Consider the following 14,726-nt stretch of genomic DNA (forward strand, 5'->3'; position numbering starts at 1 on the left):
TCCAGACTACGATTCGCTACTAAGCCCAAGTTTTTGTAATTTTTGTTGACGCAGCGCCAGGACTGCCTCAATTTCCCATGTGTTGATGACCTGCTGGTCACCAGCCCCGCCACGACGAGCCGTGACAACCCCATAAAATAAATTATTGAACCCAGCAGTGGCATGGGCATCGGTGTTGATGCTGATGTTACAACCAGCCGCCAGCGCTGCCCGTACATTTGGCGCATCTAAATCAAGCCGTTCCGGCCCAGCATTAACTTCCAAGACTGTGCCCGTTGCCGCTGCTGCCGCGATAATCTGATCCATATCATAATCGGCTCCAGCACGACCATTCAGAATCCTCCCAGTTGGATGCCCAATGATCGTCACCAAGGGATGCTTGATCGCTCGCAGCATGCGGGCGGTCGATTCGTCACGGGGCTGGCGTAAGGCCACATGCGGCGAAGCCACCACTAAATCTAATGTGGCTAACACCTCATCGGGCAAGGCCAAACTGCCATCAGGCAAAATATCGACTTCGCAGCTTTGCAATAAGCGCAATGCATGGCCTTCGGCGGCTAATTGCAGATTGAGCGCATCGATTTCGGCGCGTTGAGCCAGCAAGCGTTCGCCATCGAGTCCACCAGTTACGCCCAAATAGGCGCTGTGATCAGCCACCGCCATATAGCGATAGCCCTTGGCAATGCCGGCGAGCGCCATCTCACGCAGGCTGGCACTGCCATCACTCCAAGTCGTGTGCCAATGTAAATCGCTGATAATCGCCGATTGTTCAAGTAATTTGGGCAATTGCTGAGCTTGGGCTAGCTCAATTTCGCCCCAACCTTCGCGTAATTCAGGCGCGATCCATTCCAAGCCTAAGGCTGCATACACCGCTGCTTCATCGGCAAAATCAGGAAAATTAAGCGGCTCAAGCTGCCAATTCTGGGTCTGAGCTAATTGATTTAAGCCTGCTACATGGCTAGTCGAGCCGGTCCAATAGACCAAAGCGCTGCCCCAATGTTCAGGCGCAACCGCCACAATCCAAGCATTCATGCCATTATGCAACAACAAACGCAAGCCGTTGTCGCTGGGGGTGGCTTGGGCAACTTGGGGCAATTCTGCGATCGCAGCATAGGCAGCAGCTTGATCTAAGGTGGCTACCACAAAATTTAAATCGCCAACACTTGATTGATAACGGCGGGTTGAGCCGACCACTTGCACCGCGCTAATGCTGGTAAGTTCGGCTAATGTGGTGCTTAATGCTCGAGCCACGGGCAAGGCATCGACCAAGCGCAGCCGCAGCACCTGATTTTGCATAGCTTCGAGAGCGCTCAACACTTTGGCAGCACTTTTAGCCCCAAAGCCCTTGATTTTGGCCAAACGTCCATCCTGAGCCGCTGCAAACAAGGCCTCAAGATCTTGAATACCCTCATCGCGAAAAAGGCGGGCGGCGGTTTTGGGGCCAATTTCGGGCACACGCAAAATTTGTAACAAGCCAGGTGGGACTTTTTCCAAAAGCTGATCGGCCAAAGCCGAATGACCATGGTCGAGCAATTCGCCAATAATTGCCGCGCTGGCCTCGCCAATATTGGGCAAACTGGTTAATAATCCTTGTTCGCGCAGGCTGGCAAGGCTGGTGGTTTGAGCGGCGAGGGTATCGCTAGCACGGCGATAGGCCGCCAATCGAAAACGATTTTCGCCGATCACTTCCAACGCATCGGCAATATCGGCAAAAACTTGGGCAATTGCTTGGTTGCTAAGCATAATTTGGCTGTGCTCACGCTGAAAAAAAGAGCAGGAGTAGTAAAGTAGATTGTGGTCTGATTATAGCATGCTCGCCTTGGCCTGAGGCTTGGGATCATGCAGCAATCTAGCTTATCCGTTCTCGCTAGAACAAAGGCTTCAAGTTCAACATAATCCTGTGAGCTGTCACAAATTGCCTTTTAGTGACGGGGCGGAGGGGTGCTTTCAAGGGTAAGTTTTCGCTGCGAGCCACGGATCTGGTGGTTCATCAATGGATGCATGACTGCCCTGATTGTGATTGAGGGGGTGCAGGGGGATTAAAGCCCCCTGCGTCTCCCGCCTTGAGGCGGGACGGAAGGGTGGTGATCACGCATGATTCTGAACAACCGACCCTTGAAGGGCGGAGGGGTGGTGAAAAATGGCCGAGCATGGCTCATTCAGACAAGTTGCCCAAAGCAATAATGATTATTTTTGGCTATTTTGCCCTATAATGAGCAAACTCAGCTGGGCTATCATGCACAGTGGCTAGGTGTCAGCGAAGGAGCATTCAGGTTATGCCAGTCACAAAAGAAGAAATTTTAGCAAAAATTGTCGAACAAAAAGTCCAGTTTATTAATCTCCAATTTACCGATATTGTTGGGATTATTAAAAATGTGACGATTCCTGTTTCGCAAATTCACGAAGCACTCGACCATGGCGTTTGGTTCGATGGCTCTTCAATTGAAGGTTTTGCCCGCATCGCCGAAAGCGATATGTATTTGGTGCCCGACCTCAACACCTATGCAGTGATTCCATGGGAGAGCACTGGCGATTATATTACTGCTCGTTTTATCTGCGATGTCTACACGCCTGATGATCAACCATTTGCTGGCGACCCACGCCATGTGCTCAAACGCACGTTGGCCCAAGCCGCCGAATTGGGCTTTATCTACAATACTGGGCCGGAGTTGGAGTTTTTCTTGTTTAAGCCAGGCCCGAACGGCGAGTTAATCCCCATTCCCCACGATGCGGCGGGTTATTTTGATGTTTCAACTGATTATGCCACCCACATTCGTCGCCAGATGGTGGCTTCATTACAAACCTTTGGAATCAAAGTTGAAGCCAGCCATCACGAAGTGGCGATTGGCCAGCATGAAATTGATTTTGAATATGGCGATGCGCTGACCACGGCTGATCATACCGTTACTTTTCGCACGGTGTTGAAGGCAATTGCCCAATTGAATGGCTTGCATGCCACCTTTATGCCCAAGCCAATCGCAGGCATCAACGGGTCGGGCATGCACGTGCATCAAAGTTTGTCATCGATCGTAACGGGCCGCAACGAGTTTCATGATCACGAAACTAATAATTTATCGTTGTTGGCGCAGCATTTTACCGCAGGCTTGCTCGACCATGCCTTGGGCATGACCGCCGTACTGGCTCCATTGGTCAACTCCTATAAACGGCTCGTGCCTGGCTACGAAGCGCCAATTTATGTTAGTTGGGGGCGGACCAACCGCTCAGCTTTAGTGCGTATTCCACGGATCAGCGCTGGCCGCTCGAACCAAGCCACCCGCATCGAGCTACGCTGCCCTGACCCATCAGCCAACCCCTATTTGGCTTTTTCGGTGATGTTGGCTGCTGGCCTTGATGGAATTAAGCGCAAACTTATGCCACCACCCTCAGCCGAAGAAGATTTGTACCATGTTGACCCGATTGCCCGCGGTCTAAAAACCTTGCCGGTTTCATTGGGCGAGGCTTTAGAAGAATTAAAGCGTGATAGTGTGATTCAAGAAGCCTTGGGCGAACACATTTACGAGCGCTATATCGAGGCCAAAACCCAAGAATGGGATGCCTACCGCCGCCACGTCTCACAATGGGAACTTGACCGCTATCTACCAATTTATTAGCAATTGGGGATTGGTTATTGGGGATCGGGGATCGAACTTTAACGCAGAGGCGCAGAGGACGATTGGTTATAGGCTATGTGTAATGGTTTATGAGGTTGGCAACCACCAGTATCCCCTCACCCCCTCACCCCCTCTCCCGCCCGCGAGGCGAGGGGGAATCGCTCAGGGACTCCCCTCGCCCGCCGCAATGGGAGAGGGGTTGGGGGTGAGGGAATGAGAGAAATGGTTGTTAACCCAATGACCCATTACAACTATGGGCTATCGCAACATATGGTGGAGTTTCCATAGCCTTCAGCCGATAGCCTCTCATCCCTCTGCGCCTCTACATTAAATTCTGCCCTTCAAGCATTGATCTTTGCTTAATTCGCAACACCTAAACTTCATCCTTCATAATTCATCCCTCATAATTTCTCATGACGCAGTGTGTCGAAAATAAAGCTCTCTGACGGCATGCAATGCGATATGCTATAATAGCCAATGGTACAAAAGGCCTGTCAACGACGACATAAATCACCTTAAACTACTTAATGTATAGAGGCGTTCTATCCCCGTTGATAGGACGGCCAGGTATGGCTTTTCTTCTTCTGCAACCCTCGATAAAGGAGCCTTGATGGAAAAGCAAGATTTACTTGCCGATTACCGCACGATGGTGCTGATTCGCTCATTTGAAGAACATTGCCAGCAACAGTACACCCGTGCTCGGATCGGCGGCTTCTTGCACTTATATGTTGGGCAAGAAGCAGTCGCGGTTGGTGCGATTGGTGCCTTGAAAGCACAAGATCATTTAGTCACCCACTATCGCGACCATGGCCACGCCCTTGCTCGTGGCTTGGAACCCAAACCTCTGATGGCTGAATTGTTTGGCCGCAGTACTGGCACCGGTAAAGGCAAAGGCGGCTCAATGCACTTTGCTGATAAAAATAAAAATTTCTGGGGCGGTTACGCCATCGTTGGTGCGCACTTGCTGTTGGCCATGGGGATTGCCTACTCGATCAAATACAAGCGCGAAGTGCTTGGCCAAGCTGATCAAGATGGCGTTGTGATGTGTTTCTTTGGCGATGGCGCAACCAATGGCGGCGAATTCTACGAAGCTGTCAGCATGGCTGCATTATATAAATTGCCAATCGTTTTCTTGTGCGAAAACAACGAATTTGCCATGGGTACGCCGCTCAGCGTGCATACCTCGGTTACCGAAATTCACAAAAAAGCTTCGCCATTTATGCCAGGCGAACGGGTGAATGGCAACGACGTTGAAGAAATGCGTGCTCGCGCCCTTTACGCCGTCAACCATGCCCGCACCGAAGGCCCATATTTCTTAGAAGCGATGACCTACCGTCTACGTGGTCACTCGGCTGCCGACCCCCAAATGTATCGAACTCGCGACGATATTAATGCTCGGCGTTCCGGCGACCCAATTGCTTTGCTCAAGCAAAAACTGATCGATCAAAACTTGTTGACTGAAAAACAAGCCAAACAAATCGAGAAAGACGTTGAAAAGGAAATGGATGCAGTGGTGCAATTTGCCGAAGAAAGCCCTGCCCCAGACCTGAGCGAAGCATGGACCGAAATCTATTCGAAGCCGCTCTAAGGAGATATCAATGCCCGTTATAACCTACTCGGAAGCCTTGCGCCAAGCATTGCGCGAAGCAATGACCAACGATCCACGGGTGTTTATCATTGGTGAAGATGTTGTTCACTACGATAGCGCTTACGGTGTCACCAAAGGGTTTGAAAAAGAGTTCGGCCCCGAACGCATCAAAGATATGCCAATTGCTGAAGCTGGTTATGCTGGCTTAGGCATCGGCGCTGCGATGAACGGCTTGCGCCCGATCGTGGAAATGATGACTACCAACTTTGCAATTTTGGCGCTGGATATGATTATCAACCACGCTGCTAAATTGCACTATATGTTCGGTGGCCAATTTACCTGCCCGATTGTGTTCCGTATGCCCAATGGCTATGGTCAATTGAGTGCCACCCACTCACAAGCCTTCGATAACTACTATGCCTACATGCCTGGCTTGAAAGTGGTTGTGCCCGGCACACCATACGATGCCAAGGGCTTGATGAAGGCTGCGATTGAAGATCCCGATCCAGTAATTTTCATCGAACACACTGGGATCTATAACATCAAGGGCGAAGTGCCAGAAGAAAGCTACACTGTACCGATTGGCAAATCGAACTTGTTGCGCGATGGCAAAGATGTGACGATCGTGGGCTATGGCCGCATGATTCCTTACTGCCAACAAGCCGTTGAAACCTTGGCTAGCGAAGGCATCGATGCAGCCTTGGTTGACTTGCGCACCATTCGTCCGCTCGACATGGAGCCAGTCTTGGAAAGCTTCCGCAAAACCAATCGTGCTGTAATCGCCACCGAAGAGTGGACTTCAGTTGGCGTTGGCTCGGAAATTGCCGCTCGCTTGTATACCGAAGGCTTTGATCACTTGGATGCTCCAATTTGGCGCGTAGGCTTTGACGAAGTGCCAATGCCCTATGCCAAAAACTTGGAAGCCCATGTGGTTCCCAATGCCGATTCAGTCATTCAAGCAGTCAAGAATGTATTGGCAGGCAAGACCCAAAAGATTCGGCAACAGTAGTGTTGAGGTTGGGTGGCTTGGTCGCAGGCTAAAGAAAACGGTTTCGTGAATGCTAAACCTGTTGCCAAGCCACCAACACACGAGGTCACGATGGCGAAGAAACTAGAAATGCCCAAAATGGGCTACGATATGGTCGAAGGTACTTTGGCCAAATGGTTGAAAAAGCCAGGCGATGAGGTTTCGCGTGGTGAACCAATTGCTGAAGTCGAAACCGATAAGGTCACGATTGAAATCGAGGCTTTTGAGGCTGGTACAATCTTAAAGTTCTTGGTCAACGAAGGCGATACCGTGCCAGTTGGTGCGCCAATCGCTGAAATTGACGATGGCTCAGGCGATGACGAAGCCGAAGCCGCCAATGCCAGCGTTACTCCCGCTAGCGATGCACCAGCCGTGGGCGAAGGTGGCGAGGCCGCTCCAAGTGCTCCTGCCGTGGCCGCTCAGCCCGAAAAAGTTGAGGCTACGCCAGCCACTAGCGCCCCTGCTGAATCGACAGGTCGCTTGTTTGCAACCCCAGCCGCTCGCGGTTTGGCCGAACAACGTGGCGTGAATTTGGTAGGTCTCAAGGGTTCTGGCCCTGATGGCCGGATTGTCAAGGCCGACGTGTTGGCTGCCGCAGCCGTACCAAAAGCTGCTCCTTCAGCTGCTGCCGCAGCCGCTGCGCCAGCTGCTGCCCCTGCTGCTCAAGTGGCATCGCCAGTGCCAGCACCAGTTGGCTTGATTTTCGCACCACCAGCACCAAACTCGGTCTACACCGAGGAGCCACTCTCACGCTTGCGCCAAACCGCTGCCAAGCGCATGGTCGAAAGCCAACAACAAGTGCCACCATTCTTCGTTACTTCAACGATTGAAATGGATGCGATTCAAGCCTTGTTGCCCAAGTTACGTGAAGCTCATGGTGGCAAGCTTTCAGTGACTGAATTGTTGCTCAAGGCTTGTGCCATCGCCTTGAAGAAGTTCCCGGCACTCAATTCAACCTTCGCTGGCGATAAGTTGCTGGTTCACAAAGATGTTCACATCAGCGTGGCCGTAGCAACCGATGCTGGCTTGTTGGCTCCGGTCGTGCGCAACTGCGATAGCTTGAGCCTCGGCGCAATCTCCAACCAAATGCGCGATGTGATTGGCCGTACCCGTGATGGCAAAGCTGGCCTCGATGATCTCCAAGGTGGTACGTTCACCGTCAGCAACTTGGGGATGTTCGATGTCACCAACTTTATCGCGATTATCACGCCACCCCAAAGCGCAATTTTGGCAGTCGGTAGCACGATTGCCACTCCGGTTGTGCGCGATGGTGAAATTGTGATTCGCCAATTGATGAATGTCACAGTTTCAGCCGACCACCGCGCCACTGATGGAGCAAGCGTCGCCCAGTTCTTGGTTGAACTCAAGAACTTGCTACAAAACCCATTCAAGCTCTTACTCTAAAGTTTGAGCATAGCCATCCTCAGCCCCTTGCTTGCTTCGGCGGGCGAGGGGCTTTTTAAAGGATGAATTATGAGGGATGAAGGATGAAATCTATGTTAATGCAGAGATTCTTAGGCTATTGGCTATTGGAATAAGGGGTTTGGAATAGACTGTTGGCAATGGTCAAAATACTGAACCCCGACCCCTGAACCCTGACCCATCATCCTTATCTTTGCGCCTCGGATTAAAAGCTTCATCCCTCATAATTTATCCTTCATCCTTTTAAAACAGGCCACGGGCTGGTTGCAGCACTTGTTCGCCAAGCTGAATAAAGATCGAACGACTGCTCCAAGTTTGATAATTAATTTCACGCGATTGCGCTCGATCGTTCAAAAACATGGCTTCCATTTGGCGGGCAAAGGCGGGATGCTTGATTGTGGCATTGATTTCGTAGTTGGCGGCCAGGCTGCGGGTATCTAAATTAGCGCTACCCACGGTTGACCAGATACCATCAACAGTCATGGTTTTGGCATGAATCATTGTGCCGCGATAGAGCAACACTCGTGCCCCATGCTGCATCAATTCCCCCAACAAGCCGCGACAAATCCAATCGACCACGATATTATCAGAGATTTCGGGCACCATAATCTGAATATCGACCCCACGTTTGGCTGCATCGATCAGCGTTGCCCGAATCAGTGGGTCGGGCAAGAAGTAAGCGTTCGAAATGTAAATGGAGTGCTTGGCATCATTAATTGCATCGAGATAGGTTTGGCGAATCGGCAGTTGATATTCAATCGGGTCGTTAGCGCAAATTCCCACTTGTTGATCGTTGGTGGTGGCATAACTTAAATTAATTTTATGTTTTTTATTGTATTTATTCCACAGGGCGATAAATTCTTCAGCGATGTTGGCCGCGATTGGGCCTTCGATTTTCAAATGGGTATCACGCCAAGTTCGGGCATAGTTGCGGCCAATATTCATGCCACCTAAATAGCCAATTTTGCCATCGATCACCAAAATTTTGCGGTGGGTGCGAATCCACATATTGTTATCGAAGAACGATTTAATCGATTTTAAACGGCCAAACTCAAATACCCGAATATTGCGGCGTTTGCCAAATAACTTAAAGCGTTCTGGAACATGCAACGTGCCAATGCCATCGAAGGTTACATAAATTTTCACGCCTTCGCGGGCTTTGCGAATTAACGCTCGTTTGAAGGCAAGCCCAACCTCATCGCGCTCGAAAATATAGCTTTCAAGCAAAATTGATTCTTTGGCCAGGGAAATATCAAACAGCATTTGGCGAAAGACTGAGCCACCGTCATCAAATAATTGCACACTATGCTCGCCCAAATCGATTGGCGGCAAATCAAGCTGGGGAAAGCTATTTTCAACGCTACGATTGCGCAACTTGGCGTAAGCCATCAGCGCACCCATCAAGCCCAATTGAGTCAGAATGCTGGCCAGCACCAAACGTGGCAGTGAAAGCACCCACTCAGTCAGAAACCATAACCCCGTTTTGAGCCAACGCATAGCGATCCTTTCGCAGCTTCGGCCTCAAATCGACGAGGCCAAGCCCGCTTGTCGCAATTCCAATGCCACCACTATAGCACGGCCACGCTTAAACAAAACAGGCGATTAAGTTCCCTCACCCCCAGCCCCCTCGCCCACTAAATGCGGGCGAGGGGAGCCACCAAATGTTTCCACGGCGATCCATGTCAAAACCACCAAATCAAAAGCCCCTCGCCCGCGCTATGGGAGAGGGGTTGGGGTGAGGGAACATTTAGTATGCGCCGCGACCGAATAGTACCGCCGGAATGGTCAGAATCATAATTCGCAGATCAAGCCAGAGCGACCAGTGCTCGGTGTAATAAATATCCAAGCGCACCATATCATCAAAAGTCGTGTTGGAGCGGCCTGAAGCTTGCCATAAACCAGTCAAACCTGGGGTTACTTCCAAGCGCCGATAATGCCATTCTTGATATTGGGCCACTTCGTCGGGCACTTGCGGACGTGGGCCAACCAAGCTCATCTCGCCGCGCAGCACATTGTAGAGTTGGGGTAGTTCGTCGATGCTGAGTTTGCGCAAAATCCGGCCCAAGCGAGTAACCCGTGGGTCGTCTTTGATTTTGAAGAGTGCCCCCTCGGCCTCATTTTGATCCATCAGACTCTTTTTGAGCGCCTCGGCATTGGGCACCATCGTGCGCAATTTGTAGACCATAAAGGTTTGGCCATGCTTGCCGATGCGTGGTTGGCGAAACACTACTGGAGCTTGCGGATCAGAAAGTTTAATCATCAAGGCGGCCAAGCCCCAAATTGTGGCCCAAATTGGCGCAGTCAGACCAATCATCAGCAAATCGGTGCTGCGTTTGAACACATAGTTCCAGCCGCGAATCACATTCTTTTTCAAGCGCAACAGCGGAATCGTGCTCAAGCGCTGAATGCTGACCCGATCGAAGCTGAGTTCATATAAATCGGGGGCGACCCGAAATTCAATGTTGAACTTACGGCAAATTGCCACGACTTCGGGTAAGCTGGTATGCGCCCAAAATGGTAGGGCAATAATCACCTGATCGACATGGCGCTGACGCATAATCTGCTCAAATTGGCTGAGCGTGCCAAGCCAGCGAAATTGCTCGCCAGGTGCGGCCACATCATCGCGATCATCGGGCGGACCTTCAACATAGCCCAACAAATGATGGCCATGATCGAGCGTATACTGCAACTCTTCCATCACCTGTTTGGCAAGGCCACGATTGCCAACCACCACGACTTGTTCTAAACCAACGCCACGTCGCCAAGCCCAACGCCGCAACATCCGCAAACTAATCCGGCCAATTGTCAGCGCCACAATTACGCAGAACCAAACAAACACCATAATCAAGCGCGACCATAAATCGGCGCGATTGATAAACAGCCACATAACCGTAAGAGCGAGGGCAATTGTGGTGCTAGTAACAATAATACTGAATGAATCGAAGGCTGAGGCTGAACGTGGCAGGCGATAAAACCCGCGCCAATGCAACGTGCTAATCAGCGTCAGCATAAACACCAACATCATCGGGTAGAAGGCCGAGAGTTGGCGATATGAAGCTGGGTCGTAAATATCGCGGCCTAAGCGGACATCATAGCGTAGCCAGTGCGCTACGGCAAAGGCTACCAAAATCAAACATCCATCGAGCAAGGTCAGAGCCAGCCGCGATGTGGTTTGACGCACATCGCGCTGCGAAAAAATCGGTTGGCTGGTAGACCAATCGCTCATCATCCAATCGACTCGTCTTGCCATAACAACTCAGCTTTTTCAATCCGCACAGGATCGCCATGGCGCACACCAGCAGCAAACAACGCTGCTGAAACGCCCATCGCTTCCAACACCCGTTGGAGCCGATCGAGCGATTCGCTTTGGGCAAAGTTCGTCATTGAAACAAGCCGTTCAATTTTCTCGCCATGGACACGTAACACACCATCTTCCTCAGTTTCGAGCCAGAAATCATTCGGGTCGATATTGCTGAAGCGGAAGGTCAGAATTTCCTCACTGTACGGCAGGCGGGTAATCCGTTCGGGCATTTCACGCAGAATATCAACAATCCGGCGTTGCAACGGTTGCAGGCCTTGGTTGGTTGCTGCCGAAATTGGAAAGATATTTTCTGGATCAATGCCCCAAGCGATAATTTGCGGACGCATCAATTCGTCAAAAGCCTCGGCATCGGGAATATCGGTTTTGTTCAAGGCGACCAGTTGCGGGCGTTGAGCCAATTCGCTGGAGTAGGCCTTGAGTTCAGCGTTGATTGTCAAGAAATCTTCAAAGGGATCGCGGCCTTCAGTGCCAGCAGCATCGAGCACATGCACCAAAATCCGCGTGCGCTCGATATGGCGCAAGAAATCGTGGCCTAGCCCAACCCCACGGCTAGCTCCTTCGATCAAACCTGGGATATCGGCCACCACAAAGGTAAAATCGTTAAGTTCGGCTACGCCTAAATTGGGCGAAAGCGTGGTAAACGGATAATTAGCAATTTTCGGACGCGCAGCGCTGACCATTGAGAGCAAGGTCGATTTGCCCGCGTTAGGGAAGCCGACCAAACCAACATCAGCAATGACTTTTAATTCAAGTTGTAATTCGCGCTCTTCGCCAGGCTGGCCAAGCTCGGCAATCCGTGGCACTTGATTCGAGGCAGTGGCAAAGTGGGTATTGCCCAAACCGCCCTTACCGCCACGCGCTACCAACAATTTTTGGCCTGGAAACAACAAATCGACAGTTTGAATTTCGCCTTCAATTTCGGCGCTAACAATTGTGCCAGGTGGCACACGAATAAACGTATCTTCGCCAGTACGGCCACGTTTGCGCTGACGACCAGCGTTCAAGCCCTTATCGGCTTCAAAATGGGTTTCAAAACGAAAAGGCAATAGCGTATTTAAATGGGGGCTTACCTCAAGATAGACACTCCCGCCACGGCCACCATCGCCACCATCGGGGCCGCCACGCGGAACATATTTTTCTCGGCGGAAGGTGGCCATACCATCGCCACCATCACCAGCTTTGACTGTAATCAGCGCACGATCTATAAAATCAGACATAAAAAGTCACCCGCTTCGTGTGGTTAATTATTCAATTGTGATTGTAACGCAGGATACATGAAGAATCGCATGCTGTCCAATGCGTTTAGACACAAAAACGACGCTCTCGCGAGCGCCGAATAGCTATAACTATACCATAATTTGGCCTAGCCTGGGGTGATTTCTTCAGCTGGTTCGATCCCCAACTCATCAGCCCCATCACGAGCATCAGAATCTGACTGTGGGCCACCGACTGGCACAACTTGATCTTCGGTTGCACCATGGCTGCCATCGACCTCATCAGGCCGAATCGTTTTATCTTCAGCGGTGGTTTGGGCTTGTGGATCGGTCATCACATTAACTCCATCAATTAATTAAAAGAATTGCTGCCCAAGCTCTATGCAAGCCCTATGCCAGGAACTGAACTACCAATCTTTTGGTTTTGTAAATGTTCCGACACTATCCAACATAACATCAGGAAATTGACTAGTAGCTAGTACACCTTTGCGAATAGATTTTACAAAACTAGCTTCTTTTTGAAGGGCATGGCTAGGTTTTGCATGTGGGTTAAGTAAGCCAACAGTTAATGCTAATTGAGAACGAACGATTTTAATAGCTTCACAGAGGTCTGAATCATTTGTAATTAAGACTGCTACATCAAACCTTCCTTGATATGCATCATTAATTAAATGAACTGCGATATTTACATCGGAACCTTTTTCTTCAGTTTTTATAACTTTTACAAACTGTTGTTTACCTTGTACCTGTGCCAAAGGCATCATGCATTCGTTCGTCAGAAAACGTCCAAGAATCACTGAAAGGTTTGGTATAGTCTTCAATGCTCTAATATATGCTTGTTGACGAGTTCCCTGATCTGGATCATGAGATCTACTTGATACATGTGCAGTAAAATACTTAATCTCAGTAATAGTATTATTAGGTAACATCTTTTGAGCCAATTGTTGTAAATTAAGCCATTTATATGCGGTACGTTTTAATGCGCCATAATAAAAATTAAATCCATCTACATAAATACTGGTTCTCAAAAAAACTCCTAAATTAGCAGAGGCCGTATCTGAATTAACAAATACGGCCTCGCGCCTTATCTCCGAGGAGATAAGGGTGATATTCAATTTGAATATATCATACAGGGTAATTTATAGCAAGATGTTATTTTTAACGTTCTAAATTTTGATCTTCATTGCTTAACTATAAGTTTGGTCGTCGTTGACATCGCCAAGGCCAGTGACGCTCCAGCCAGATGAAGCACCCTCACTGGCCCCATAAATTGCCACGCCCCGTTCGGCCAGATCGGGGGCTTGCAAGGTTGCGGTGAGCGCTTGACCCCAAATTAGATAGCTCGTGCCAGCGTTGTTGCGACCCAACGGATCAGCAACCCAATCACCAACTAAACTATCGGCCAAGCCATCATTATTAATATCGCCAGCGTTGGCCACAGCATAACCAGCGTGTTCGCCAGCGCCGCCCGTAAACGCCACAATGGTTGCTTCGGCAAGACTTTCGCTGAATTGCTGGGATTCAGCAAAAGTCCAGCCACTTAATCCTAGGGCAATGCCACAGCCGCATAACCCAAGTAATTGACGCAATTTCAAACCAGACCCTCAAAGAACGTGTGCTACGATGAATTTAGACAGTTATTTCCGACTAAATTGTTTTTATATCGCGAGACTATACTCGATCTTCAAATTCGCGTCAAACTGGTATACTAAACGGAGTTTTTGGCTTGATTAGAGGTATCTAGAAGGAGTGCTCATGGTTCGGGTGTTATTTGTTTGTTTAGGCAATATCTGTCGTTCGCCGATGGCCGAGGGGATTATGCGCCACTTGGTCGAGCAACGAAAGCTGAGTCATGTGATCGAAGTCGATTCGGCGGGCACAAGCCATTATCACATTGGCGAGGAGCCGCACCACGGAACCATGCGCATTTTGCGCCACAATGGTATTAGTTTGAGCCATCGAGGCCGCCAATTTGGCAAAATTGATCAACAGAATTTCGATTATTTGATCGCCATGGATAGGCAAAATCGGCGTGATATGCAGGCGGTTTTAGGCGCAAACGGGGCTGAGGTGCGCTTGATTCTCGATTATATTCCCAACGGAGTCAAAGGCCGCGACGTACCCGACCCTTGGTATACTGGCAATTTTGAAGAAGTCTATGCGATGTTGCATACTGCCTGTAACGCTTTGCTTGATGAAATTGTGGCGACCAAGAGGTGATTCTAGTTTAATTTTTATACTTTAAACCAAATAGTCTAGAAGAGTTTCTTAAGTTTTTCATACCATCTTATACATCCTTTTACTCCTTTAGATTATTTGGTTTTTATTAACTTTTTTTGAATAAAAGGGTCTTTAAGTAAAAGAGTTTTGAATCACCTAACATCATATTGAAGTTTTATATTCTTTATAATATAATAGGCTCTGTCTGATAATTCAAGATAGCGGTATTGATGGTGCAAGTGTCCGAACCACGCGTTGAATCATGGCCAAATGGACGAATCCGAGATAGTTCAGGGCCAGCTTCTCAAACCGCGTGGCGACC

Annotated in this window: 12 protein-coding genes; 5 read left to right on the forward strand and 7 right to left on the reverse strand. The window is 49.6% G+C overall.

Annotation, left to right across the window (positions count from 1 at the left end; translation table 11 throughout):
• Window positions 1-6: 6 nt before the first annotated feature.
• The gene (gene polX / locus ABEB26_RS17370) at window positions 7-1,743 is read right to left on the reverse strand and encodes a DNA polymerase/3'-5' exonuclease PolX (RefSeq protein WP_345723302.1); all 1,737 of its coding nucleotides are present in this window, start codon (window positions 1,741-1,743) and stop codon (window positions 7-9) included.
• Between the two features lie 533 nt (window positions 1,744-2,276).
• Between polX and glnA the strand changes: the two genes are divergently transcribed.
• The 4 genes from glnA to ABEB26_RS17390 all read left to right on the forward strand — a co-directional run bounded on the left by glnA (window position 2,277) and on the right by ABEB26_RS17390 (window position 7,630).
• Window positions 2,277-3,611 (forward strand): type I glutamate--ammonia ligase, encoded by a 1,335-nt coding sequence (gene glnA / locus ABEB26_RS17375; protein ID WP_345723303.1) that lies wholly within the window; start codon window positions 2,277-2,279, stop codon window positions 3,609-3,611.
• A gap of 610 nt (window positions 3,612-4,221) precedes the next feature.
• Window positions 4,222-5,199 carry a pyruvate dehydrogenase (acetyl-transferring) E1 component subunit alpha gene (pdhA, locus tag ABEB26_RS17380; protein ID WP_345723304.1) on the forward strand — a complete coding sequence of 326 codons (978 nt, stop codon included), beginning with the start codon at window positions 4,222-4,224 and terminating at the stop codon, window positions 5,197-5,199.
• 10 nt (window positions 5,200-5,209) lie between these two features.
• On the forward strand, window positions 5,210-6,208 hold the full coding sequence (locus ABEB26_RS17385) for an alpha-ketoacid dehydrogenase subunit beta (RefSeq protein ID WP_012192157.1): 999 nt from the start codon (window positions 5,210-5,212) through the stop codon (window positions 6,206-6,208).
• Between the two features lie 90 nt (window positions 6,209-6,298).
• Window positions 6,299-7,630 (forward strand): dihydrolipoamide acetyltransferase family protein, encoded by a 1,332-nt coding sequence (locus ABEB26_RS17390; protein WP_345723305.1) that lies wholly within the window; start codon window positions 6,299-6,301, stop codon window positions 7,628-7,630.
• Between the two features lie 261 nt (window positions 7,631-7,891).
• Here the strand turns inward: ABEB26_RS17390 and ABEB26_RS17395 are convergent, their stop codons facing one another.
• The 6 genes from ABEB26_RS17395 to ABEB26_RS17420 all read right to left on the reverse strand — a co-directional run bounded on the left by ABEB26_RS17395 (window position 7,892) and on the right by ABEB26_RS17420 (window position 13,779).
• Entirely contained in the window at window positions 7,892-9,145 is a 1,254-nt protein-coding gene (locus ABEB26_RS17395) for a phospholipase D-like domain-containing protein (RefSeq protein ID WP_345723306.1), read from the reverse strand.
• A gap of 250 nt (window positions 9,146-9,395) precedes the next feature.
• Window positions 9,396-10,898 carry a sugar transferase gene (locus ABEB26_RS17400; protein ID WP_345723307.1) on the reverse strand — a complete coding sequence of 501 codons (1,503 nt, stop codon included), beginning with the start codon at window positions 10,896-10,898 and terminating at the stop codon, window positions 9,396-9,398.
• The gene (obgE, locus tag ABEB26_RS17405; protein WP_345723308.1) at window positions 10,874-12,187 is read right to left on the reverse strand and encodes a GTPase ObgE; all 1,314 of its coding nucleotides are present in this window, start codon (window positions 12,185-12,187) and stop codon (window positions 10,874-10,876) included. The genes ABEB26_RS17400 and obgE overlap by 25 nt, the downstream gene beginning before the upstream one ends.
• Window positions 12,188-12,333: 146 nt before the next feature.
• Window positions 12,334-12,519 carry a hypothetical protein gene (locus tag ABEB26_RS17410; RefSeq protein ID WP_345723309.1) on the reverse strand — a complete coding sequence of 62 codons (186 nt, stop codon included), beginning with the start codon at window positions 12,517-12,519 and terminating at the stop codon, window positions 12,334-12,336.
• Between the two features lie 72 nt (window positions 12,520-12,591).
• Complete coding sequence (locus ABEB26_RS17415; protein WP_345723310.1) at window positions 12,592-13,212, reverse strand: NYN domain-containing protein; 621 nt, start codon at window positions 13,210-13,212, stop codon at window positions 12,592-12,594.
• A gap of 159 nt (window positions 13,213-13,371) precedes the next feature.
• Entirely contained in the window at window positions 13,372-13,779 is a 408-nt protein-coding gene (locus ABEB26_RS17420; RefSeq protein ID WP_345723311.1) for a hypothetical protein, read from the reverse strand.
• Window positions 13,780-13,939: 160 nt separating this feature from the next.
• Between ABEB26_RS17420 and ABEB26_RS17425 the strand changes: the two genes are divergently transcribed.
• Window positions 13,940-14,404: a low molecular weight protein-tyrosine-phosphatase gene (locus tag ABEB26_RS17425; RefSeq protein WP_345723312.1), complete on the forward strand. Its 465-nt coding sequence runs from the start codon at window positions 13,940-13,942 to the stop codon at window positions 14,402-14,404.
• The last annotated feature ends 322 nt before the right edge of the window (window positions 14,405-14,726 follow it).

Source organism: Herpetosiphon gulosus, from assembly GCF_039545135.1.
Lineage (GTDB): Bacteria > Chloroflexota > Chloroflexia > Chloroflexales > Herpetosiphonaceae > Herpetosiphon > Herpetosiphon gulosus.

Bases quoted from the DNA above. Each gene is read 5' to 3' on its own strand.
- polX (WP_345723302.1), bottom strand. From the start codon at position 1,743: ATGCTTAGCAACCAAGCAATTGCCCAAGTTTTTGCCGATATTGCCGAT.
- glnA (WP_345723303.1), top strand. From the start codon at position 2,277: ATGCCAGTCACAAAAGAAGAAATTTTAGCAAAAATTGTCGAACAAAAA.
- pdhA (WP_345723304.1), top strand. From the start codon at position 4,222: ATGGAAAAGCAAGATTTACTTGCCGATTACCGCACGATGGTGCTGATT.
- ABEB26_RS17385 (WP_012192157.1), top strand. From the start codon at position 5,210: ATGCCCGTTATAACCTACTCGGAAGCCTTGCGCCAAGCATTGCGCGAA.
- ABEB26_RS17390 (WP_345723305.1), top strand. From the start codon at position 6,299: ATGGCGAAGAAACTAGAAATGCCCAAAATGGGCTACGATATGGTCGAA.
- ABEB26_RS17395 (WP_345723306.1), bottom strand. From the start codon at position 9,145: ATGCGTTGGCTCAAAACGGGGTTATGGTTTCTGACTGAGTGGGTGCTT.
- ABEB26_RS17400 (WP_345723307.1), bottom strand. From the start codon at position 10,898: ATGGCAAGACGAGTCGATTGGATGATGAGCGATTGGTCTACCAGCCAA.
- obgE (WP_345723308.1), bottom strand. From the start codon at position 12,187: ATGTCTGATTTTATAGATCGTGCGCTGATTACAGTCAAAGCTGGTGAT.
- ABEB26_RS17410 (WP_345723309.1), bottom strand. From the start codon at position 12,519: ATGACCGATCCACAAGCCCAAACCACCGCTGAAGATAAAACGATTCGG.
- ABEB26_RS17425 (WP_345723312.1), top strand. From the start codon at position 13,940: ATGGTTCGGGTGTTATTTGTTTGTTTAGGCAATATCTGTCGTTCGCCG.